Source organism: Psychrobacter sp. van23A (assembly GCF_030845275.1).
In the GTDB taxonomy this organism is placed as follows: domain Bacteria; phylum Pseudomonadota; class Gammaproteobacteria; order Pseudomonadales; family Moraxellaceae; genus Psychrobacter; species Psychrobacter faecalis.
Window position 1 is genome coordinate 546,180 of sequence record NZ_CP132595.1, and the last position, 23,124, is coordinate 569,303.

A 23,124-nucleotide genomic window follows, 5' to 3' on the forward strand; every position below is an offset into this window, starting at 1 on the left:
AGACGATTGCAACAAAAAATATTTTTAGCAGAATACTTAGAAAAGGGAATAGGAGTACGGCAGCTATTATATGACAAAATGAGTAGGGTAAAAAGAGCTGGCCGGTATCGTCCTATTTTTAGCCAAAAGCAATGACTTATAGCAGCAATGCGCCATCTATTAAAGCATAGGTCTAGACCCCTTAATTGACCATTTATTAGATTTTATACTATTGACCAAGGGTTAAAAAACTTCTGATAACCACAAACGCAATTTGAGCGACCAAAGCGGCTGAATACCGGTCAAGCCTTGCGTCATCTCGCCATCTTTCAAAACCACATAAGACGGCGTTACTTGGCCTTGCCAATCAGCAAATATCTCACCTTCTTGGTCATTGATAGTGGTAAAGCGGTAATTGTGTTCGGCAAGGTAGCTATGCAACTCTTGGTCAGAACCGGATTTAATCGCAATCGTTACCACAGGATAATTATTCGCCGCCGCAAGCTTATCTATCGTTGGCGAGGTTACCCGACAAACCGGACACCACGTTCCCCAAAAGTATACCAGCGTTGGCTTATCCCGACTCATCGCTGCCAAATCAACGCTTTGCCCTTGATAGTCGGTTAGTTGCAATTGCGGATTGGCTGGCATGACCGGTTGGCGCCACCAGTTAATCGCCATATAAATGATCGTAAATGCCAAACCATATATAAGCAAATTTTTAGCAACAGACAATAGCTTTTGCTTGGGCGTTTTTTTTGGCGTCTCAGGGGTTTTTGTAATATTGAGATTAGAATCAGTGGTCATAATGGCTGCTTTTTTGCGCTTAAATGTTAATAGATAAAAATAAACGGCTGAATGGTCAGCCGTCTTATTATAATTTTTAGATTGTTATGTTTAATGCTTGTCTTTTAATATAAGCGCTTAAGGTTTTTTCGCGCGGTCTTGCAATGGGTCACCGATAAGCACGCTACCTGAGTTTTCACGGCGCTCAGCATCTGATAATTTACTCGCTGGCACTTTGGCTTTTCTTTTCCACTTTAAGCTAAACAAATCATCACGGCGGTCAAGTAAATTATGTACCGAGCCTTCATTACGAACGTGAATAAGCTTGTCTAAGTTCACGTCAGAGAAAAATACCATCTCAGTATTGGCCGTTGTTTCTGCCATAATCGCATCATGCGGGAACGCAAAATCCGAAGGTGAGAAAATAGACGACTGCGCATATTGAATGTCCAAGCTTTCAACCTGCGGCAAGTTACCGACCGAACCGCAAATCATCACATAACATTCGTTTTCGATCGCCCGTGCTTGGGCACAGTGGCGTACGCGCAGGTAGCCGTTTTGGGTATCTGTCCAAAATGGGACGAACAAAATATCCATGTCATCAAGCGCCATCAAACGCGCAAGCTCTGGGAACTCAATATCATAGCAAACCAAGATACCGATACGACCAGCATCAGTGTCAAATACTTTGACCTCATCGCCCCCTTCAATCACCCACGCGCTACGCTCATGCGGGGTAATGTGGATTTTACGCTGCTCTTCGACCGTACCGTCACGGCGGCACAAATAACTGACGTTATATAAAGTATCATCGTCGTCCAAAAACGGCATGGAACCGGTGATGACATTGACGTTATAACTGACTGCCAAATGCGAAATCTCGTTTTTAAACCATTCGGTATAACCGGCCAAAAAGCGAATCGCGACGTTTTGATCAGTCGATTCACACAGTCCCATCAATGGCGCGTTAAAGAATTCTGGCAAACAAGCAAAGTCAGAGTTGTAGTCGGCCATGATATCGACGAAAAACTCAACTTGTTGCAACAGCTCTTCAGGTGACTCAACTTCACGCATTTGCCACTGAATACCGCCGATACGCACCTCAGATTTACGGGTATTCGGCTTATAATCTTGCGGCTCATAATAGATATTTGCCCATTCAAGCAACGTCGCAAAGCCTTTTGACTGCGCATCATCTGGCAAATACGCGGTCAAAATACGTTTAACAATAAAGCCATTGGATAACTGAAACGACAGTGCTGGGTCATGAATCTCACGCGCTTCTACAGCCTCAATATACTCGCCCGGGGTCAAATCCTGATGATTATGATAATTGGGAATACGACCACCGGCTAAAATAGCGCGGAAGTTTAACTGACGGCACAGCTCTTTACGCGCATCATAGAGCCTACGACCTAAGCGGTAACCACGATATTCAGGGTCGATTAATGCATCTAGCCCATAAATCGCGTCGCCTTCAGGGTTGTCTCTGATGATTTCTTTATGACCGATTAAGTCATCATAAGTATGCGGGTTAGAGAACTTGTTGTAATCGACGCGCATAGAGAGCACGATGCCAATCAGCTCATCGTGGTCAAATAGCGCAATCTGCCCTTCGGGAAAGGCATCAATCAAAGCATGAATGGTGTTTTTTGACCATGCTCCGCCCAAGTTGACATAAACGCGATCCATCAAGGCTTTAAGCTGCGGGTAGTCTTTTTTCTTAATCTCAGCGATGGTTAGGTGAAAGTCATCTAATTTTTCAATTTTGCTCATAATGTTCCTGTCTGTCGTCTCTGTAAATCGGTCTTAATAAATCGATATTAATATTTTTTTGCTAAAAATCTTGCTAAAAAGGGCAGCTATAAATAAGGTTTTTATAAAAAACTGGCTATTAAAAATCGTAAGAAAAGCACGTAAAAGGTGTTTTCGCATAGATGCAATTGCTAAAAATAAACGCCAGCGCCCAGATTTTTCTACGACTTTTTAGACCATAATGTCGAGAAAAGCATATCAATAGGCTTATTTAAACGTTACAATCATTTATCTTTGCATTTACAATGAGTTATACGCAAAAGTTATAAATTCTGCCTTTGTCATTATTTGTTTTAATGAGGCGATTTAGCAAGTTTGCAAGGGTGCATTTTACCACTGTGTTTTGTCTTTATTTTAAATACTCTCTGCGGGTAACTTAATTTTTAGCCCATTTAGAGGACTATCGATTGAATTGAGGACATGCCCTAGCCCTTTATGGCGCAAATGACGCTTATTATCACGTTTCTCTTTGCGCTGGTTATGATAGCAACTCCCATAAACAATCACAGACAAGCGGCGTAATTATTTGCTAGGTTTTTGTTGCCCGATTTTATTACTAGGTCTTATTACCATATTTTATTGCTCAGTTTTCGTGAGGCACCATCTTTACTATCCGTAATATTTTTATTTTTTTACACGTCATTTTAGATGGCGTATTTTTTCGGTTGCCTTCAATGGTGACCTTTTAGGATTTTTATTATGCCCCTAACTCATGCTAATGCCTTTAGCAAATTAGATGAAATAGCAGATACTGCATTGATACAGTTGGTGTATGTCAGTAGCTTGACGCTTGCTTCACGGTTAAATGCAGCAATATTTGATGAGGTAGAAGCTCATGCGCGTGATTATAACGAGCAGCACGGTATCACAGGTACGTTATGTTATGGCAATGGGCATTTTTTGCAATGTATGGAGGGTGAAAAAGCCAAAGTGGCGGCGCTGACGCAGCGCATTTTTGCCGATAAGCGCCATAAAGACGTGCAAGTGCTCGTATTACAAGTGATTACACAGCGTGATTTTTCAGACTGGCGCATGCGTTTGCTGTTTTTGGAGCGTTGGCTTTGGTCACCTGCCACCAAAAAACAAGCAGCGCAATTGTCGCCGTATCTACCCTTTGCGCCGCACGGTTGGTCAGCTGAGCGTACCGAACAGTTTTTGCAAATTATCAAAACCTTTGACACTCCGCCTCATATTAAAGCAGCCGGCATTACCTATAACGCGCTTGGTAATATGGTGCGCCACATCGCCGCCCCGCATCAAGCTTTTTTAGTGGTGCAAGGGTTTTTAAGTGTACTGTTGGTCATCGGTTTGGCGCTGCTATATTTATAAGCTGGGCTATGGTGCTAAACAATAATATAAAAATGACGCTAAAATTTGATATTTAGCGTCACTTTTTATGTCATCAAACTTATTGCAATAATAATAAATTGAAGCAATTACATATCAAAAATCTTACCACGGTTCATAATATTATTGGGATCAAATACTTTTTTGACTTCGCGTAAATATTCAATCTCAGTCTCGCTACGGCTATAATTCAGATAGGGCTTTTTGGTCATACCAACGCCATGTTCTGCAGAAACTGAACCACCGTATTTTTGCACCGTTTCAAACACGTATTTATTGACGATTTGACATTCGCTAAAAAAGTCATCTTTACTCATGTTTTCAGGCTTTAAGATATTAAGATGCAAGTTACCATCACCGATATGACCGAACCAACAGACCTCAAAGTCAGGGTAGTTGCTACTGACGATATGATCAATCTCGGCGATAAATTCAGGTACATAGCTGATAAGTACCGAGACATCATTCTTATAAGGCGTGAATACTGAGATGGTTTCAGAGATATATTCGCGCAGCTTCCACAGCTCTTCTGCTTGCGCCAGACTCTGACTCATCACCCCATCGACGACCCAACCTTGTTCCATGCACTCCTCGAATATTGCCATGGCTTTGTCCATGATAGGCTCATACGGCGCTTCAAACTCTAGCAGGGTATAAAATTTGGTGCGCGATTCAAAAGGCTCTTGTACTTGACCATGCGCCATAAGCTTATCAATGGCGACATCGTCAAAGAACTCAAACGCCGTCAAATCAATTTTCGCTTGAAAAGCCGATAGCACATTCATCACATCAGTAAAGCTGTCCATGCCTAAGACCATGACGTTTAAGTCTTGGGGCTGACGCTCAAGCTTGATTTGGGCATGAGTGACTAGACCAAGCGTACCTTCGCTACCGATAAATAATTGGCGTAAATCATAACCGGTGGCGTTTTTTACCATACCGCGATTAAGCTGCAAGATATCACCTTTTCCAGTGACGACAGTCAATCCCATAATCCATTGACGGGTCATGCCATAACGAATCACTTTAATACCGCCAGCATTGGTGCCGATATTACCGCCAATTTGACTGGAACCTGCTGAGGCAAAATCGACAGGGTAGTAAAGCTCTTTTGATTCGGCGAATTGTTGCAGCTGCTCAGTGACCACCCCCGCTTCAATCTCAACCATGCGGTCAGCAGGATAAAACTGTCCAATATGATTCATCTTATCCATACTGACGACAATCTCGCCATTGGCGGCGACGGCACCAGCTGACAAACCGGTACGACCGCCACTTGGGGTTAAGACCACATTGTGCTCATTGGCAAGGAGGACAATCGCTTGTACTTGCTCAGTAGTCTTCGGAAAGACGATAGCAGCAGCAGCAGGCGCAAAATGCTTGGTCCAGTCTTTGCCCCAATGCTCGAGGCTCTCGCTATCAGTTTTGATTTGGCTGGGGTCAAACTGATGGACATCGAGCAAGCTGCTTAAGATATTTTGGATAGCAGTGGTAGTGGTTTGAGAATCATTTTGAGTGGTAGTATTGCTTTGGCTAGCTAAAGAAGTCATGGTCAAATCTCGGTAGAAACGCAAGCGCTATGCATAAAAGGGATTATTATATCGCTAAATGGATATAACCCAGCGGTGCTAACTGTGTTTATATAAATAAGTAGGTTTAGATAAGTATAAGCGAGCGCGTAGCGCAATGATAGATAGAGATGCTGTCATACGCCCATCTGTCTCGCTTAAATCGTTAAAAAACAGTTTAATAAGGTTTGGTTATAAGTTTTATATACCATGATTCACTATAGCATAAAAAGTTTTCAGGCTTGATAAGCAATAATTCATCTAATCTGCTAACATCGCTGCCAAATTTTGTGTAAGATATCCAGACTGTTTTCGTTTCATCCATCAGACTTATCCCACTGATGATTTTTATAAGACAATTATAGGACAGTTCTCACATGGCGTTATCACTACAAAAAGACAAGATCCGGTTTTTATTGCTTGAAGGTCTACATGACAATGCGTTAAAAGTATTGGAAGGGGCTGGTTACCATAACATCGAGAATATCAGTCACGCCCTAGATCAAGATGAGCTGATCGAAAAGATTAAAGATGCTCACTTTATCGGTATTCGCTCGCGCACGCAGCTGACGCGTGAAGTGCTTGAGCACGCCCACAAGCTGATCGGTATTGGCTGTTTTTGTATCGGTACCAACCAAGTCGACTTGGACGCCGCTCGTGATTTGGGTATTCCTGTCTTTAACGCGCCATATTCGAACACCCGCTCGGTCGCTGAGCTGGTACTTGCCGAAGCCATCATGCTATATCGCGGTATCCCTGAAAAAAATGCCACCGTCCATCGCGGTGGTTGGGGCAAGTCTGCGACCAACTCGCATGAAGTGCGTGGCAAAACCATCGGTATCGTGGGTTACGGCTCTATCGGCTCGCAATTGTCGGTATTGGCGGAAAGCTTTGGTATGAAAGTCATCTATCACGATGTTGTGACCAAATTGCCACTGGGTAACGCTGTACAAGTTGGTAGCTTAGAAGAGCTATTATCAACCGCTGATATCGTCACTTTGCATGTACCTGATGTGCCAAGCACGCGCTACATGATGAAAGCTGAGCAGTTTGCGCATATGAAAGATGGTAGCTACTTTATCAACGCCGCTCGCGGCACCTGTGTTGAGATTGATGATTTGGCAGCAGCCCTTGAGTCAGGTAAAATCTTGGGCGCAGCGATTGACGTGTTCCCGAAAGAGCCAAAATCTGCTGATGAAGAGTTTGAATCACCACTACGTAAATTCGATAACGTTATCTTGACGCCGCATATCGGTGGTTCAACCCAAGAAGCGCAAGCAAATATCGGTCTTGAAGTTGCCGATAAGTTTGTTCGTTACTCTGACCAAGGTGATACCGCAACTGCGGTGAACTTCCCAGAGGTTTCTGTACCGTTTAAAGAAGGCACGCATCGTCTGCTGCATATCCACAAAAACGTCCCAGGCGTATTGTCACAGATCAACCGTCTGTTTGCTGAAGCGCATATCAATATTTTAGCGCAGAGCCTCATGACCGAAGGTGACGTTGGCTATCTGGTGATGGATGTGGATTATAACGATTCACGTGCTGCTCTAGATCAGCTAAAAGACGTCGAAGAAACCATTCGCGTACGTATCTTATTTTAATAGATTATTCATAACGCTTAAGACTGACGGTATAAAGATACGTTTAACGTCTTAAAGTAAGTTAAATGAAATAGCAGATGACCTTGGTGGTTGTCTGCTATTTTTTTATGTTGGGTATCGTTATAAGTAGTAGAGATTTGATTTGGTTTGCTTTGCTTGATTTTGCTGCGTTAGCGACCTTCAACCACGATAGTCCTACAAAAGTCCTAATGAGTGAGCAGGTTGAGGCTGGGTAATATTGAATGAGTACAACCATTGAACCATTTAAGACAAAACCATGCAAAATAAGACGACAACAATAAATTGTAAAACGACAACTTTATCACGGCTTAACCCATGACCACCATATTTTATACGATTGGACATTCCACCCGTAGTCTTGAAGAGCTGATTAAAATGCTTCAAGCAGCCGATATCGAACTGCTCATCGATGTGCGCAGCTTTCCGCGTTCTCGTACCAATCCTGTCTTTAATATCGATACTTTTCCAAAAGCACTCAGTCAAGTTGGCATCAGTTATCAGCACTGCGCCGACCTTGGCGGGCGACGTCCGAAGCAAAAGCAGGTCGATGAACACATTAATGATCTATGGCATGTGCAGGCTTTTCATAACTACGCGGATTATGCGTTAAGTGATACTTTTCAAGCCGCTCTCGATCAACTTATTCAACTCGGGAAAAAACAGCGCCTTACCCTTATGTGTTCTGAAGCAGTATGGTGGCGTTGCCATCGGCGTATCATTACCGACTATTTACTGCTGCGAGGCCATAGGGTAGAGCATATTATGGGCGTTGGTCGCTTGGATGTTGCCAAGCCAACACCCGGGGCTGAGCTAAAGGGTCAAGGCCAAGTAATTTATCCAGCGGTATAATATAAATAAGAGCTATAAAAAAAAGAGACGCTGTTGGCCTCTTTTTTATAGCTCTTATTTAACAAGACTTATTTAATAAACCTTAATGCAGTTAAGCTTTGGTTGATTTAGCTTATTAAGCTTTGGCTTTATTGGCGGTTTCCGCTTGACGGCGAGCTTCAATCTTAGCTGCTTTGCGCTTTTCAATCACATCGATCACATCGCTACCAATATGCGCTTCACCACGTTTTTTTGCCAACTGCATTTGGTGCTCGCGCTCACGAAAACGCGCTTTTTGCTCTTCGGTTGCTTTATCGATACAGTGCGGGCACGATTCGCCTTTGATATAGGCAGCGCTTTGCATATCATCTTGAGTAATTGGCATGCGGCAAGCAAAACATTGCTCGTAGTTGCCTTTCTCTAAATTGTGATTGACCGAGACACGGTTGTCAAAGACGAAGCAATCGCCTTGCCACATGGACTCGCTGGCTGGAATTTCTTCTAAATATTTTAAAATCCCACCTTCTAAATGATACACCTCTTCAAAACCTTGCTCACGCATAAAGGCTGTCGATTTCTCACAGCGGATGCCGCCGGTACAGAACATGGCGACTTTTTTATGTTTCGCAGGATCGAGCTCTTTTGCCACATACTCTGGGAACTCGCGGAAGGTTTCGGTATTTGGATTAACCGCGTTTTGAAAAGTACCGATTTGAACTTCATAATCGTTACGTGTATCAATCAAAATAACCTCAGGGTCTGAGATAAGCGCATTCCATTCACTTGGCTTCACGTAGCGACCGACCGACTGTAATGGATCGATATTCTCCACGCCCATGGTGACGATTTCTTTTTTGAGCTTCACCTTGGTGCGATAAAAAGGCTGGGCATCGGTATACGACTCTTTAAAAGTAAAGCTGCCGATGGCTTCGATACTGCGCAGATATTCTAAGACATTATCAATTCCTTGGCGGCTACCAGAAATCGTGCCGTTAATACCTTCGCTCGCGATTAATAACGTGCCTTTGACGTCATTCTCTAACATGGTATTTAAAATGGGCTCACGATATTGCTCAAAATCGGTAAAGCGGGTGAACTTATAGAGGGCGGCAACGACAATATTATTGGTGACGCTATCGTATTCGTTGGCGTGAGTTGACGCTTGTACGTCAGTCGTTTGTGAGGTACTCATGTGTTTCTCCTGCTGGCTAGGTCGCAAACCTAGTGCATTGGGCTTAAGGTGCTTTTTAAAATTCACTGTTAAAATGAATTGGTAAGATTCATAACACTAGCGTGGTTGTGGAATTGGCTAATGCGGGCGTAGTTTAACAAATTTTAAAAAGGTTTTGGAGGTTTTATCCTCCTATAATTTCATCGAAATATGACAGATCATAAAAATGGCAAATAAAAAGCCCAGTATGATACTGAGCTTTTTTATATTTACTGTGTAAAGTCTAAATTACAACTTACTTACTTTGGAACCAAGTATCGGCTTTGCTACGCGCGCTAGCGATATCAGCACTTGATAAGTTTAATGCCAATTGACCGATTTTACCGCGTGCTTTATTGCGGACTTTTTCATCCAGCATGCCATCACGGGCAGCCAAGTCGTACCATTTATAAGCATCGACCAGATTTTTTTGCTTTTCATCGAGCAGGGCAAGCGTATAGCTGGCACGGTTATCACCGCGCATCGCGGCTTTTTCTAACCATAGACGCGCTTGTTGCAAGTTAGGTTGAACGCCTTCACCGCGCAAGTACATGATAGCAAGATTCAACTGAGCAGGGGCGACGCCTTGCTGAGCGGCCTTGGTATACCACTGGATAGCTTGCTGGGTGTTTTGGGCGACGCCTTCACCTTTTTGCAAACGCTTGGCTAAGTAAAACTGGGCGTGGTTATTACCTTGGGCAGCGCTGGCAGACAGCTCACTGATAGGCATTAGCTCGAAACGTGAGGTATCAAGTGGCACGTTTGATATTAACTCAGCGTTGGCAAGGCCCGCACAAGAAAACAAGGCAGTAAACAACGCAGCTTTTAATAATTTCATAGCAGCTCCAAAATTAGGCAGTTAATAAGCAAAAGAAAAAGTTGCACCGCTAAAATGGTCTCGCTTGAGACAGTTAGGCGGCGATAACAATTAGGTGAAATTTTGCGCTACCTTCTTACCTAATCATTAGCAATAACATTTATATATTTAGTGGTCGTTACCTCAAATAGAGCCGATAAACGGTTAAAAAATCCGATAAACGGTCGTATATGGGGTATGACTGACACTATTTCGCTAGCTTAACACCCAAACTTACGAAACTCAAATACTAATTACACGATTTAAAGCCTACTTATACCTCGCGGTCCTCAATAAAATCATAGAGTTACTTAAGCGTAAGAATAAATTAACATTCTATTAAGGTTAACATTATTACTTTTTTATTTAAATTTTCGTTAATAACCCGTGCGTAAACCTCACTATTAAGCAGGTTTTTGTTTGGTGACCCGATAAATAGCGACGTCTGCGAGCAGATTGGGTGCTTGTCTGATTAATGCGGTCATCAGCGGCTTATGGCCTTTTTCAGAGTCACTGACCGCAAAGCGATTAATGATATGAATATCATGCTGCGCGCACAGCTGCTCAAAGTCTTTAAAGGTACACAAGTGAATGTTTGGAGTGTTATACCACTCATAAGGGAGCGCTTCTGAAACCGGCATCAGCCCCTTTAAGCCTAAATGCAGGCGGTTTTGCCAATGGGCAAAGTTAGGAAAGGTAATCACGGCTTCACGGGCAACGCGTAGCATATCGAGCAGCAATATATCGGGCGCTTTTACCGCTTGCAGGGCGCGCGCCATAACCACGGTATCAAAGCTATTATCGGCAAAACGACTCAAGCCATCATTGAGGTCTTGCTCGACGATGGATAAGCCTTTAGTGATGGCTTCATTGATTTTATCTTCATCAATCTCAAGTCCATAACCGGTGACGCCTAGATTTTGCTGTAAATGCGCGAGCAGCTCGCCGTTACCGCAGCCTAAATCCAGCACATGCGAGTGCGGCGCTATCCAACGCTCAGCCAATTGATGATCCATTCTCATGAGCGTGCTCCTTTGGCTTTCAAACGATTGGCAATAAATGGCGCGGTCAAAAAGCCTTTAACCGCACCCATATAACGTGGAATATCGAATAAAAACGAATCATGACCGTGCGGGGCGTCGACATTGATATAGCTGACTGGTTTGCCAGTTGCCATCAGTGCGTCGACAATCTCTTGTGAGCGCTCGGGCGCAAAACGCCAGTCGGTGGTAAATGACACCACCAAATATTGGCACTTTGTATGAGCAAAGGCAGCTTTTAGCGCGTTCAGCTCTTTTGCATTGGCTACATTAACGTTATCAGCATTGTCAGCAGTAGCAATATCCGCGCTACTGTTTACCGTTTTCTCAAGCTCTTTCTCAGTAGAATCGGCTTTTACTGCTGCGGCGAGGGAGGTTTCTAGCTCTGCCGATGATTGTATTGATGAGTCTACCGCTGACGGATAATCACGCGTCGGGTCAAAATAATCTAATGCTTTGGTCATCAGCAAATAAGTATTGGCATCGAAGTTTTCGCTAAAGCGTTCGCCTTGATAGCGCAAATAGCTCTCGACCTGAAATTCGACATCATAGCCATACATAAATTTGCCAGACTTTAAATCACGACCAAACTTTGCCTTCATCGCATCATCGGTCAAGTAGGTGATATGACCGACCATGCGAGCAAGAATAAGCCCGCGCCGAGGATAAGTACCCGCCTGTAAGTAACGCCCGTCTTTAAAATCAGGGTCAGAGAGAATGGATTGCCGCGCGACTTCGTTAAAGGCGATGTTTTGCGCAGAAAGCTTTGGCGTACTGGCTATGACCACGCAGCGTTTTAAGCGTTCTGGATAATCGACCGACCATTGCATAGCCTGCATGCCGCCCATCGAGCCACCGACAATGGCATGCCAAACCTCAATACCCAAGCGGTCTGAGAGCATGGCTTGGGTTTTTACCCAGTCTTTGATAGTGACAAGGGGGAAGTCGGGGCCATAAACCTGCGCTTTACCCTCATCGCTTACACTGTCTGGATTGATGGTGGTCGGACCAGTAGAGCCAAAGCAGCTGCCGATATTATTGACGCAAACCACAAAAAACTGATTGGTATCGATGGCTTTATTAGGGCCTATCATATTGTCCCACCAGCCCGCTTTTTTATCGTCGTCACTATGGAAGCCTGCCGCATGATGGCTACCTGATAGGGCGTGGCATATAAGGATAGCGTTTGATTTGTCGCTATTGAGCGTGCCATAAGTTTCAAATATTAAATCGAATGAAGGTAGGGTGCGATTGCACTCCAAGGTCAATGGCTCAGCGAAATGAAAAGTCTGCGGCGTGACGAGGCCAACTGAGCCTACCGAATCGATAGAATCGGTCGCATTAGCAGAATGGTTGGTGGAATGTTCACTGGTACTATCAGAACGTGCGCTCAAAGCTACCTCACAAAACAACAGTTACAGTTATGGATAAAACAATGGTTATGGATAAAAAACGGTTATAAATAAAACAAACCTAGAATCGCGACAATAAGGGGTCCAACTACTTTCTTATTATAAGCTTGTCTATTGTATGGCGATGCGCCTAGGAGTACAACCTTGATAGGCAGTCTTTCAGGCAAAGTATCAGTAGCTGAGGTATTAACGGTGTCGCAATCCTAAACCGCATGTGTTTTGCCCTGCGTTTTTGGTGGATAAAATGCTACACTGATGATAAGTATCAGCCTTTTTATTTAACCATAATTTGGTATGTGATTGACTATCGTCTGCTTAGTATATTTTGATAATTGCCAAGGGTGATTAATTAAAGCTTAATAGTCCTATTGCTAAATAAATGGCTAAAATATATGAGTTTTGAAATTCCTTTTAGCTGATCAAAGCTTATAACTTCACAATAACATAATCCAAGAATAGATAATGCCCTTATGAAACCTCAATTGCCGCCCCGTATTGCCGTTTTACTAGTCAACCTAGGTACGCCAGATGAGCCGACCGCGCCCGCCGTCCGTCGTTATCTAAAACAGTTTTTGTCCGACCCGCGCGTGATTGAAATCCCTCAATTCTTGTGGGCGATTATTTTAAATCTGTTTGTCCTACCAAGTCGCCCAAAACGTGTAGCAAAGGCTTATGCCAGTATTTGGGAAGGCGATTCGCCCATTCGCAAAATATTAAACAGCCAAGTTGAGCTGCTCGAGCCGCGCTTGGCAAATAGCGTGGCGCCATTTCGTGTTTCTGTACATGCAGCGATGAGCTATGGCAATCCGGGTTTGCCTGACGTGATGGATACACTAAAAAGCGAGGGGGTTGACCATTTTGTTATCTTGCCGTTATTTCCGCAGTATTCTGCCTCGTCTGGTGGTGCAGTCTATGATGCCTTGACCAAATGGACGCTAAAGCAGCGCAACTTGCCAAACTATAGCATTGTCAAAGATTACTTTGCGCATCCGCTGTATATTCAAGCATTGGCCAACTCGATTCGCCGCTTTCAAGCCGAGCATGGCAAGCCTGAAAAGCTGATGTTTAGCTTTCACGGGATTCCGCAGCCTTATGCTGATAAAGGCGATCCGTACCCAAAACGCTGTAAATGTACCGCTGCGCAAGTGGCGCACGAACTTGGTCTGCAAGATGACGAGTGGATTATCAGCTTTCAGTCACGCTTTGGTAAGCAAGAATGGGTCAAGCCGTATACCGATGTGGTATTAGAAGATTGGGGCAAATCTGGGGTGCGTTCGGTACAAGTGGTTAGTCCGGCATTCTCTGCTGATTGCTTAGAAACACTGGAAGAATTGGCAATCGAAAACCGTGATAATTTCTTAAATGCAGGCGGGCAAGAGTATCATTATATTCCAGCATTAAACCTAGATGAGGCGCATATTGATTTGCTTGAAGCACTCAGTTTGCCGTTGGTTAAAGGCTGGGCTGGTACACTCGATGGCTGGGTTTAATGGTTTTCTTAAGTCAAAAAAATACCGGACATAATGTTCGGTATTTTTTTCTAAATGAATTTCCATTTTATCAGTACATAATGTCTAAAAATTATCATCATTAGAAACTTTAGCCGCATCTCTGTCAGCAATATCGACGATGTCAGGATAATCTTTATCGTCTAAATTGTCTTCAACCAACACCTCATCAATCCGAGCTTCATCGATATTTTGGCGATGTATCGGGGTCAGTCCTTGGGTGGCATCCGTGCCGACTTCAGAATTATTAAATCCTGCGCTATTATCGATGACATCGTCGTCGTCAAACGTATGTAGCATAGGATTGTTTAAATCAATCTCTTGGCTACCGTCTTCATTATCATCAATGCTGCTATCGCCTTCATTATCATCAATGCTGCTATCGCCTTCATTATCATCAATGCTGCTATCGCCTTCGATATGATCCATCTCTTCTGGTAATGGGGTTTTTGAATTGTCCATGGTTATGTCCTCATTATAGTTATAATTACGATTAAACGGGTTGTTTATAATTATCAAAATTATGCTTATCAGTGTGCCGCGTTATAATTGCAACTAATAGTAGTGAGGTGTCACAGGATGTGCAAAAAATGTAAGGATAGATAAAGAATGGCTGCCAGTACGAGTTAAGTAGGCAGCCATAAAAAGGTTTTAGCGTTCATTATTTTTCTCAAAACTATTTTAGACAGTTAACTTAGAATAATTAACCTAGTAATTGGCATTGCACGGTTCGTGTTGATTTGGCTGATGTAAAATATAATTTTCAAAATCGCCAAGTTTAAACCGCCACAAGTAAATCAAGGCAATCGTATAAATGATCGTCTCGGAAACCTCTTCGACCATTTCTCCGATACTTTCGGGGATAACAATGGCATTTTCGCCCATATATTGTAAGACCGCCAATACAGCGACTGCAATATACAGGCTGATATTAATATCTTTTAATACCGCCCAAAGGTAACGCCATGAATAGGCGAGCAAGCCAATGATGACAAGTAAAATAATGGCAAGTACGTTATCTTCCCACCAATCATAAGAATGGGTGAGGAGTGAGAAATCACTAGGAATAAAGAGCTCTGGTAAGTAGTTTAATTCACGACGAATCACTTCAAAGAACACCAACACAGAGGCTAGCCAAAAGTAGCTGCTTGGTTTGCTGCGGCTTTGTATCACATACTGCGTGCAACGTAGCATACAGACTAACAGGATAATATTACCAGGGATTTCGATGATGCTATCTGAATGTAAAATGGAACGCTCCTAGCTTTAAAAACAAAAAAGCGAGCGCGAAGGCTCACTTTATATCGTAAATTACCGCGTAAAAACCAATATTTAAAGCATTAACAGGTAAAAAACCGTCTAACGTAGACTTATTATACTGCTAAGAAAAGCTTACGGCTATGAGTAATGATAAACGCTATCGTTTAAGCTTTTATTTTATTTAAGTCATTAATGCGCTTCGTCCCAATTACTACCAATATCGGTTTCAACCAATAACGGTACGGCAAAGTTCACATGCCAGCCTTTTGCAACAGCCGTTGTGGTCAACACATCCTGCATAGCGTCGGTAATCAGCTGACGAATGCTATCGACCTTATCGCTATCGACTTCAAACACCAGCTCATCATGGACTTGCAGCAGCATTTTTGCGTGCTCTTTTGGCAATACTTTATCGACCGCTATCATTGCAAGCTTGATTAAATCCGCCGCTGAGCCTTGCAGTGGGGCGTTAATCGCCGCCCGTTCAGCGCCTTGCTTGACCATACGATTGCTATGATTGATATCAGGCGTATAAAGCTTACGGCCTAATATTGTCTCAACATAACCTTTTTCATAAGCGCTGGCACGGGTATTAATCATATAGTCTTTGACGCTTGGATAACGCTCAAAATACATATCGATATAATCTTGCGCCTCGCCGCGGCTCATCTGTAGCTGCTTGGCCAGACCAAAAGCGCTCATACCATAGAGCAGACCAAAGTTAATGGCTTTAGCATTGCGGCGCTCAGTGGCGCTGACCTCTTCAACGGCTTTGCCTAAGACTTCAGCAGCGGTTGCCGTGTGAATATCTAAGCCTTCGTTGAAGGCGCGCGTTAAATTGACATCGCCTGAGAAATGCGCCATCAGACGTAGCTCGATTTGTGAATAATCCGCAGCTAAAATCACGCGACCTTCTGGGGCAATAAACGCTTGGCGAATCAGGCGACCGGTCGCGGTACGAATAGGAATGTTTTGTAAGTTAGGATCGGTTGAAGATAAACGCCCAGTACTGGTCAGTGCTTGATGGTAGCTAGTATGCACGCGGTCAGTCTTGGCATCTGCGACATTATCAAGGGCATCGGTATAAGTGCTTTTAAGCTTCGATAAACCGCGATATTCAAGGACGATTTCAACCAACGGGTGGTCAATCTTTGACAATACCGCTTCGCCAGTCGAGTATTGACCTGACTTGGTTTTTTTACCGCCCGCAACGCCTAGCTTTTCAAACAGCATCTCACCGAGCTGTTTTGGTGAGCCAAGATTAAATGCTTCACCAGCGACTTCATAAGCGCGTTTTTCAAGTGCAATGATTTCTTCGTCGAAACGTTGCGATAGCTCGTTTAAGAATGGGCGCTTGATTAAAATGCCATTTGCTTCCATTTGGCAGAGTATTTCCGCAGTTGGAATCTCTAACTCGTGTAGCAGCTTGGCATTGTTTTTATCTGCCGCCAGTTTTTCGCTAAATAAATCAAACAGCTGATAGGTAATGTCGGCATCTTCACAGGCATAATCGCTGGCCAAATCAATGGTAACTTGGTCAAAACACACTTGCTTAGCGCCTTTACCAGCAACGTCTTCAAAGCTGATAGTTTGCGTATGCAAATAATGGCGTGCCAAATCATCCATACCGTGGCGAGTAGCGGCCGCGTTAATTACATAACTGGCAAGCATGGTATCCATCGCCCAATTATTAGGTTTGTCATGAATACTGCCTAATAAATCGATATCATAAAAGCTAAGAATATGGGCATCATATTTTAAATGTTGACCGATTTTACCAATGTTTGGATTTTCTAAGATGGGTTTTAAGCGCGTCAACACCATATCGCGGTCAAGCTGTTTGGTAATCAGCTCATCGCCTTCTAGATGAGCTAGCGGCACGTAATAAGCTTCGTGAGCTTTTACCGCAAAAGACAAGCCAACCAATTCAGCCTGACGCCAATAAACGCTGGTGGTTTCGGTATCAATGACAAAATGCGGTGCAGATTCTAATAATGTAACCAAGCTATCAAAAGCAGGCGCATCTAAAACCGTGTGCCACGCTTTATCATGACTTTTACTATCTTTGATATTATCGATAACACTTGATTGTAGAGATTTGGCGATTTGCGCTTGCGATTCGGCATCCGCTTGACTGTCGGCAACGCTTTGTGCGCCATTCCCATTAGCATTGGCGGGATGATTGGGATGGTCGAGTGATGCCAACTCATTTCTAAATTCAAGCTCGCTATAGAGTGCGCGTAGCTCATCGATATGGGCGCACGGGTCGGTATTGATTTTTAAATCTCGCCAATCTTGACCAATTTCTAAATCAGTGACGATGGTTGCTAATTGCGCATTAAAGGGAATGTCGTCGGCATATTCGACCAGATTTTTGCCAGCGCGTCCTTTGATATTGGCGACGTTTTTGAGCATGTTATCAATGTTGCCGTATTCGTTAAGCAGGTCTTTGGCGGTTTTTTTACCGATACCGGGTACGCCTTTAATGCCATCAGAGGAGTCGCCCATCAGCGTTAAAAAGTCAATCATTTGCTCAGGATTAATGCCAAATTTTTCCACTACGCCTGCGCTATCAGTGACTTTACCGGTAAAGCTGTCTTCTAATATCACGCAGTCATTAATCAGCTGCATCATATCTTTATCACCGGTCGAGATAACGACGTGATGACCTTCGGCAACGGCGCGATGGGCTAGAGTGCCAATAATATCGTCGGCTTCCGCGCCTTCGATACGTAATAATGGAATCCCTAGCGCCACCACCAAACTATGAATATAAGGAATCTGCTCGGCAAGCTCGACATCCATTTTTGGTCGATTGGCTTTATATTCTTCTGACATGGCATGACGAAAAGTCGGTGATTTGGTGTCAAAGCAGACTGCCATATGGGTTGGATGATAACGACGCATGAGCTTTAATAACGCATTTAACGTCCCACGTATGGCGTTAGTGACCAGCCCTTGAGAGTTTTGCATAGTCTTTGGCAAGGCATGATAGGTGCGAAATAAATAATAAGAGCCGTCGACCAAGATAAAGGGCGGCTGCTCTTTGTTCACATGGCTGGTATCCATCGTTGCCACATTGGGCATGGTGGCAAAGTTTGGTAGCGTATTGGGATTAATGGGCGAGTGCGAGTTGTGATCGTTGTCGGTCATAGAAAGTCACTTATTATTTATTAGGTATAATCAAAAATGAGAAAAAAGATAACCCATTATAACGATAAAAGCGTCGCGTGCCGAATGGCTTAAGAGTTAAGATGTGTACGACTCAAAACGATAGCCAATAAAAAAAGAACCCAGACCAGCTGAGTTCTTTTATCAGTTTTCTTCTGACTAATTAATATTCTTTCTAAGAGTTATTTTACTTCTGACGTCACTTCACTATCGATATTGCCATGGGTGGCTTTCGAATATGGGCAGACTTTATTGGCTTTTTCGACCAGTTTTTGAAATTCATCGGCCGATAGTTCTGTATTTTCACCGATTACGTGAATCTTTACGGCTAATTTAAAGTCCAAACCTTCGCCTTTCATTAAATCTACTGATACTTCGGTAGTCGAGTCAAATTTTGCTTTTTCTTCACCTTTGACCGCTGCCAGTGCGCCATCAAAACAAGCAGCATAACCCATAGCAAATAACTGCTCTGGATTGTTACCGTCTTTACCAGAACCCGGTGCGACCATGTTAATGGTCAAATCACTATCTTTTAGGCTCGCATTACCCGTACGGCCGCCAGTAACGGTAGCTTGTGTAGAATACAATGTTTTCATAACATATCCTTTGTTGTTGGTTTTTATAATTAAATGATTTATCTACTATGTGACCTTCCTTACATGTGATCTTACTTAAAAAGCGATTTTACATAGTAACTCCTTAGATTAGCACAGTGAGCAACGTTGAACGTATCGCGCAAGTTTAGAAATGGTAACTTGCTAAAATGTCTAATCGGAGTTTTCTAAAACCATAATAGTAGGATTTTGATATATAAATAACGATACTATTAATGTAAACTAATCACAAAAAGTATTTTACTAACATATTACAGTAACCAAATTAGCTAAAAAGAGTTTAATCATAAGGACATTGTTTAATGAATGCCTCGCTAAATAAATGGATTTTATTACCAAGTATCGTCTCTCTAATGGCACTTGCGCTCAGCGGCTGCGAAGAAGAGGACGTGTTTTTTGGCGTAGGCAGTAGCAATAATATAACGCTGAGCAGATTTGCCGATAGCTATGACAGTAAAGCCAATGCGACTGCGATTGCGCGCATCGATGAAACCTACCGTACCGGTAATTATGAGATTAAAACCAGAAATCTTGTCAATAACTACAGCAATCAAAGTTTAAATACTTTAGACAAAACGGTACTAGCCGATAAGTTCGAAGGACGATTGGAACACAAAAATATTGAAGTCAGTGGCCGCACGGTCAAACGGCCTATTTATGAAAAAAACAGCAATAACAAGTTCAATTATCAAACCACTTATAAAACCTTGGACTTGTCAGGTGTGAAAGCCGATGATTACCGTGCAGGCGTTCCGCTAAGCAATAGTCGCGGCATTAAGACGGGCTTAAGTCACTATTCTAAACTGCCAACCAATTTAGCCTTTCCAGCAGGCTCGGTTTGCTATATTCCCGTCGTCAGCAGCGAGCGTAAATTTTTAGCTTTTAACGAAAAAGACAACACAGGATACTCGTCGCTTGATAAATGGGTTGCGGCAGCCGAAGCACGTTTTAATGATGATAGAGATTATAGTACCTCAAGGTTTGGCGTTGGTATCAATAATAAGCAAAAAGCGGCGCAAGTGATGTTTTTTGAATATAAAGACCAACCAGCTTATCAGTATAACGGGGTTGAATATAGTAAAGATATTTATGAAGCGGATTATGTGGCCAAAGGTAGTAGCAATCCAAATACCAACATCTTTCGCGGTGTGGTCGATTGCACGATTGTCAATGATGTCGCCGCTGACCTTTTAGAAAGAGAAATCAAGCGCTACTATTAACGTTTAGAAATACCTAAGGATAAAAAATATCATCACTCTCTATTTGTTCATTAGAGAGTGTTTTTTTATGCGCTAATTCTGCAAGCAAACGCTAAATCCGCTACAATACGCCCATTATTTATCCTATTTATTTAGCGTGATTTCTAAATCACACAACCGTTGAAGCCGAAATTATGAGCGTAGATCCAAAGAAATTAAGCAAAGAAGTCGCCAAACGCCGCACCTTTGCCATTATCTCGCATCCCGATGCGGGTAAGACCACCATGACCGAAAAGCTGCTGCTATGGGGGCAGGCGATTCAGGTGGTTGGTGAAGTAAAAGGCCGCAAAACTGACCGTCATGCGACATCTGATTGGATGAGTATGGAGCAGGAGCGCGGTATCTCGATTACCACCTCGGTCATGCAGTTTCCTTATAAAGACCATATGGTCAACCTGCTAGACACCCCGGGTCATGCCGACTTTAGTGAAGATACGTATCGTACTCTGACCGCGGTAGACAGTGCGCTAATGATGGTCGATGGCGCAAAAGGTGTCGAAGAGCGGACCATCAAGCTGATGGAAGTTTGCCGAATGCGTGATACGCCCATCATCTCATTTGTTAATAAACTTGACCGTCAGATTCGCGAGCCGCTTGAGCTACTCAGCGAAATCGAAGCAGTATTAAAGATTAAATGTATTCCGGTCACGTGGCCGATTGGTATGGGGCAAGATTTCGTTGGTGTTTATCATCTAACCGAAAACAAAACTTACCTATATGAAAAGGGTCATGGCGGTGAGATGACAGTCTCTGAAACGCGCGAAGGCTACGATTATCCTGATATCCGTGAGCGCTTGGGCAAGCTGATGTTTGATTCTTTTGAAGAATCGCTTGAGCTGGTACAAATGGCACTCGAAGACTTTGAAGTCGAGGCGTTTTTAAAAGGTGAGATGACGCCTGTATTGTTCGGGACGGCACTGGGTAACTTTGGCGTCAACATGGTACTTGATACCTTGATTAAATATGCACCGCCGCCAAAATCGCATCCGACCAATGAGCGCGAAGTCGCCGCAACCGAAACCGAATTTAGCGGTTTTGTGTTTAAGATTCAGGCCAATATGGATCCGCGTCACCGTGACCGCATTGCTTTTTTGCGCGTGTGCTCTGGTAAATATGAAAAAGGCATGAAAATGAAGCACGTGCGCTTGGGTAAAGACGTGCGTATTGCCGATGCTTTGACTTTCCTTGCAGGTGACCGTGAAGCGTTAGAAGAAGCCTACCCGGGTGATATCATTGGCTTACATAACCACGGAACCATTTCTATCGGTGACAGCTTTACCGAAGGCGAAGAATTAAACTTTACTGGTATTCCGCACTTTGCTCCTGAATTGTTCCGCCGTGTGGTGCTAAAAGACCCGCTTAAATCAAAAGCGCTGCAAAAAGGTTTACAGCAGTTAAGCGAAGAGGGCGCAACGCAGGTCTTTATGCCGCAGATTAATAACGATTTAATCTTAGGAGCGGTCGGTGTCCTACAGTTTGAAGTGGTCGCCCACCGTCTAAAAGAAGAATATAAAGTGCAATGTATCTTTGAGCCGGTATCGATTGCGACCGTACGCTGGATTCATTGTGATGATGAAGTGGCGCTGGCGAAGTTTAAGAAAAAAGCCCATGACCAATTATCAATAGATGGTGGTGGCTATTTGACCTATCTTGCGCCATCTCGGGTGAACTTGCAGCTGATGCAAGACCGCTATCCTGAGATTACTTTTAGCAATACGCGCGAGCATTAAAATTAGCTTATGAATTCTTATTCTTACCTTTAAAAGACACGCTATCGTGTCTTTTTTATTACGAAAAATTTTGTCGCAGTCAAATATAAGTGCCCGCCTCAACATTAAGTACTCAAAAACACAAACAGTGCGCCTACAATAGGGCGCAATAGTTACGGTAGAATATCAATAAACCTTATTTGTACGTGAAAGAGTCTATATGAAATCTACAACTGACATTCATAACAATAACTCAAGATTTACTAAACGATTTCCATCTCAGCACAGCGTGGGAAGTCTGGTTACGTTGCTAAGTAGTGGCTTATTACTTGGGGCTTTAAGCCTATCAGCGCAGGCGGGTAGCTTGATTAGTCATAGCGAATATTTAGAATATGAATTGCCTAAAAAAATACAGGAAAAATGTACGGCGCGTGATAATTGCCCAGATATTGAAGTGAAGTACCTTAAGACCAATCATGCTTGGATAAATAAGCTTGCCAATGCGCGTATTGATAATTTAGTGGTCAATAGTAAGCCAACGGAGTCCGCGCCCATCACCAAGAAAAGTAGCCCAGCCGAGGTCAAAGCTGCCATCGACGGTTTTGTTAGCGCGCAGTTTGCCGACTTACCGCAAGACAGCATTTTCGTCTATAACTTAATGGTGACGCCTGAATACTTGGGTCATGTGAATGATTTTGAGCTGTTTGAAATAAACTCTTATGTCTTCACTGGTGGCGCTCATGGTATGCCATATAGCGAGTATTTGATATTTGACCAAAAAACTGAGAAACAAATTCAGTTAGCAGATATGCTACAGCCCAACAAAAAATCAAAATTTAAAGCTTTAGCTTATGATGCTTATAAAGATTGGGTGAAAACGGTCGATGAAGATGCGGCAAGCTATGAGAAAAACTGGCCATTTACCTTAAGTGAGAACGCAACCTTGACTGATAAAGGGATTGATATTCGTTATCAGCATTATTCTATCGGCCCCTACGCATACGGAATGCCCGTACTGAGTATTCCTTACAACAAGCTTAGCGGCATTATAAAACCTCGCTTTATAGCTAAATAATATCAACAATAATTTTAGCCAGTATGAAGATAATTGTATAAGAACAGCCATTTATAGAAAGT

The 23,124-nt window shown here is 43.1% G+C and carries 18 protein-coding genes; 7 read left to right on the forward strand and 11 right to left on the reverse strand.

From position 1 onward, the window contains the following. Positions 1-222 precede the first annotated feature (222 nt). Complete coding sequence (locus tag RAH45_RS02405; protein WP_068403998.1) at positions 223-786, reverse strand: protein disulfide oxidoreductase; 564 nt, start codon at positions 784-786, stop codon at positions 223-225. 117 nt (positions 787-903) lie between these two features. Then, a complete protein-coding gene (locus RAH45_RS02410; protein ID WP_068403999.1) occupies positions 904-2,541 on the reverse strand; it encodes a carbon-nitrogen hydrolase family protein in 1,638 nt (545 codons plus the stop codon). 738 nt (positions 2,542-3,279) lie between these two features. Between RAH45_RS02410 and RAH45_RS02415 the strand changes: the two genes are divergently transcribed. Beyond that, positions 3,280-3,909: a BLUF domain-containing protein gene (locus RAH45_RS02415; RefSeq protein ID WP_068404000.1), complete on the forward strand. Its 630-nt coding sequence runs from the start codon at positions 3,280-3,282 to the stop codon at positions 3,907-3,909. A 107-nt stretch (positions 3,910-4,016) separates the two neighbouring features. Here RAH45_RS02415 and RAH45_RS02420 read toward each other — a convergent pair whose 3' ends face one another. Continuing rightward, on the reverse strand, positions 4,017-5,477 hold the full coding sequence (locus RAH45_RS02420; RefSeq protein WP_068404001.1) for a D-2-hydroxyglutarate dehydrogenase: 1,461 nt from the start codon (positions 5,475-5,477) through the stop codon (positions 4,017-4,019). A 395-nt stretch (positions 5,478-5,872) separates the two neighbouring features. Here RAH45_RS02420 and serA point away from each other — a divergent pair, with 395 nt between their 5' ends. Both serA and RAH45_RS02430 read left to right on the forward strand, forming a co-directional pair. Beyond that, a complete protein-coding gene (gene serA / locus RAH45_RS02425) occupies positions 5,873-7,099 on the forward strand; it encodes a phosphoglycerate dehydrogenase (protein WP_068404003.1) in 1,227 nt (408 codons plus the stop codon). A gap of 336 nt (positions 7,100-7,435) precedes the next feature. Next, entirely contained in the window at positions 7,436-7,969 is a 534-nt protein-coding gene (locus tag RAH45_RS02430; protein WP_198328514.1) for a DUF488 domain-containing protein, read from the forward strand. Between the two features lie 115 nt (positions 7,970-8,084). Here the strand turns inward: RAH45_RS02430 and RAH45_RS02435 are convergent, their stop codons facing one another. The 4 genes from RAH45_RS02435 to RAH45_RS02450 all read right to left on the reverse strand — a co-directional run bounded on the left by RAH45_RS02435 (position 8,085) and on the right by RAH45_RS02450 (position 12,382). After that, positions 8,085-9,140, reverse strand: a complete 1,056-nt coding sequence (locus RAH45_RS02435) for an oxygen-dependent tRNA uridine(34) hydroxylase TrhO (protein ID WP_068404006.1) — start codon at positions 9,138-9,140, stop codon at positions 8,085-8,087. 274 nt (positions 9,141-9,414) lie between these two features. Next, complete coding sequence (locus RAH45_RS02440; RefSeq protein ID WP_068404007.1) at positions 9,415-9,996, reverse strand: tetratricopeptide repeat protein; 582 nt, start codon at positions 9,994-9,996, stop codon at positions 9,415-9,417. A 422-nt stretch (positions 9,997-10,418) separates the two neighbouring features. Beyond that, a complete protein-coding gene (metW, locus tag RAH45_RS02445) occupies positions 10,419-11,036 on the reverse strand; it encodes a methionine biosynthesis protein MetW (RefSeq protein ID WP_102076707.1) in 618 nt (205 codons plus the stop codon). After that, on the reverse strand, positions 11,033-12,382 hold the full coding sequence (locus RAH45_RS02450; protein WP_068404028.1) for a homoserine O-acetyltransferase MetX: 1,350 nt from the start codon (positions 12,380-12,382) through the stop codon (positions 11,033-11,035). Before RAH45_RS02450 ends, metW begins: the two co-directional genes overlap by 4 nt. Positions 12,383-12,936: 554 nt before the next feature. Here RAH45_RS02450 and hemH point away from each other — a divergent pair. Next, positions 12,937-13,956 (forward strand): ferrochelatase, encoded by a 1,020-nt coding sequence (gene hemH, locus RAH45_RS02455; RefSeq protein ID WP_198328516.1) that lies wholly within the window; start codon positions 12,937-12,939, stop codon positions 13,954-13,956. Between the two features lie 84 nt (positions 13,957-14,040). Here hemH and RAH45_RS02460 read toward each other — a convergent pair whose 3' ends face one another. The 4 genes from RAH45_RS02460 to RAH45_RS02475 form a co-directional block, all read right to left on the reverse strand. Then, entirely contained in the window at positions 14,041-14,436 is a 396-nt protein-coding gene (locus tag RAH45_RS02460; RefSeq protein ID WP_102076708.1) for a hypothetical protein, read from the reverse strand. Positions 14,437-14,682: 246 nt separating this feature from the next. Next, positions 14,683-15,168: a hypothetical protein gene (locus RAH45_RS02465; RefSeq protein ID WP_068404014.1), complete on the reverse strand. Its 486-nt coding sequence runs from the start codon at positions 15,166-15,168 to the stop codon at positions 14,683-14,685. A gap of 255 nt (positions 15,169-15,423) precedes the next feature. Continuing rightward, positions 15,424-18,387: a DNA polymerase I gene (gene polA, locus RAH45_RS02470; RefSeq protein WP_068404015.1), complete on the reverse strand. Its 2,964-nt coding sequence runs from the start codon at positions 18,385-18,387 to the stop codon at positions 15,424-15,426. Positions 18,388-18,587: 200 nt separating this feature from the next. Beyond that, the gene (locus RAH45_RS02475) at positions 18,588-19,001 is read right to left on the reverse strand and encodes an organic hydroperoxide resistance protein (RefSeq protein ID WP_068404016.1); all 414 of its coding nucleotides are present in this window, start codon (positions 18,999-19,001) and stop codon (positions 18,588-18,590) included. 320 nt (positions 19,002-19,321) lie between these two features. On the opposite strand from RAH45_RS02475, the gene RAH45_RS02480 reads away from it, so the two are divergent. The 3 genes from RAH45_RS02480 to RAH45_RS02490 all read left to right on the forward strand — a co-directional run bounded on the left by RAH45_RS02480 (position 19,322) and on the right by RAH45_RS02490 (position 23,062). Then, positions 19,322-20,239 (forward strand): hypothetical protein, encoded by a 918-nt coding sequence (locus tag RAH45_RS02480; protein ID WP_306495448.1) that lies wholly within the window; start codon positions 19,322-19,324, stop codon positions 20,237-20,239. A gap of 173 nt (positions 20,240-20,412) precedes the next feature. Then, the gene (locus tag RAH45_RS02485; protein ID WP_144298043.1) at positions 20,413-22,008 is read left to right on the forward strand and encodes a peptide chain release factor 3; all 1,596 of its coding nucleotides are present in this window, start codon (positions 20,413-20,415) and stop codon (positions 22,006-22,008) included. A 199-nt stretch (positions 22,009-22,207) separates the two neighbouring features. After that, entirely contained in the window at positions 22,208-23,062 is an 855-nt protein-coding gene (locus RAH45_RS02490) for an RsiV family protein (protein WP_306495449.1), read from the forward strand. Positions 23,063-23,124 lie beyond the last annotated feature (62 nt).

Excerpts from the sequence above, each read along its gene's own strand:
- RAH45_RS02440 (WP_068404007.1), bottom strand. The coding sequence starts at position 9,996 with ATGAAATTATTAAAAGCTGCGTTGTTTACTGCCTTGTTTTCTTGTGCG.
- RAH45_RS02465 (WP_068404014.1), bottom strand. The coding sequence starts at position 15,168 with ATGCTACGTTGCACGCAGTATGTGATACAAAGCCGCAGCAAACCAAGC.
- RAH45_RS02430 (WP_198328514.1), top strand. The coding sequence starts at position 7,436 with ATGACCACCATATTTTATACGATTGGACATTCCACCCGTAGTCTTGAA.
- RAH45_RS02410 (WP_068403999.1), bottom strand. The coding sequence starts at position 2,541 with ATGAGCAAAATTGAAAAATTAGATGACTTTCACCTAACCATCGCTGAG.
- RAH45_RS02435 (WP_068404006.1), bottom strand. The coding sequence starts at position 9,140 with ATGAGTACCTCACAAACGACTGACGTACAAGCGTCAACTCACGCCAAC.
- metW (WP_102076707.1), bottom strand. The coding sequence starts at position 11,036 with ATGAGAATGGATCATCAATTGGCTGAGCGTTGGATAGCGCCGCACTCG.
- RAH45_RS02405 (WP_068403998.1), bottom strand. The coding sequence starts at position 786 with ATGACCACTGATTCTAATCTCAATATTACAAAAACCCCTGAGACGCCA.
- RAH45_RS02415 (WP_068404000.1), top strand. The coding sequence starts at position 3,280 with ATGCCCCTAACTCATGCTAATGCCTTTAGCAAATTAGATGAAATAGCA.
- RAH45_RS02420 (WP_068404001.1), bottom strand. The coding sequence starts at position 5,477 with ATGACTTCTTTAGCTAGCCAAAGCAATACTACCACTCAAAATGATTCT.
- hemH (WP_198328516.1), top strand. The coding sequence starts at position 12,937 with ATGAAACCTCAATTGCCGCCCCGTATTGCCGTTTTACTAGTCAACCTA.
- RAH45_RS02480 (WP_306495448.1), top strand. The coding sequence starts at position 19,322 with ATGAATGCCTCGCTAAATAAATGGATTTTATTACCAAGTATCGTCTCT.
- RAH45_RS02490 (WP_306495449.1), top strand. The coding sequence starts at position 22,208 with ATGAAATCTACAACTGACATTCATAACAATAACTCAAGATTTACTAAA.
- RAH45_RS02460 (WP_102076708.1), bottom strand. The coding sequence starts at position 14,436 with ATGGACAATTCAAAAACCCCATTACCAGAAGAGATGGATCATATCGAA.
- RAH45_RS02485 (WP_144298043.1), top strand. The coding sequence starts at position 20,413 with ATGAGCGTAGATCCAAAGAAATTAAGCAAAGAAGTCGCCAAACGCCGC.
- polA (WP_068404015.1), bottom strand. The coding sequence starts at position 18,387 with ATGACCGACAACGATCACAACTCGCACTCGCCCATTAATCCCAATACG.
- RAH45_RS02475 (WP_068404016.1), bottom strand. The coding sequence starts at position 19,001 with ATGAAAACATTGTATTCTACACAAGCTACCGTTACTGGCGGCCGTACG.
- serA (WP_068404003.1), top strand. The coding sequence starts at position 5,873 with ATGGCGTTATCACTACAAAAAGACAAGATCCGGTTTTTATTGCTTGAA.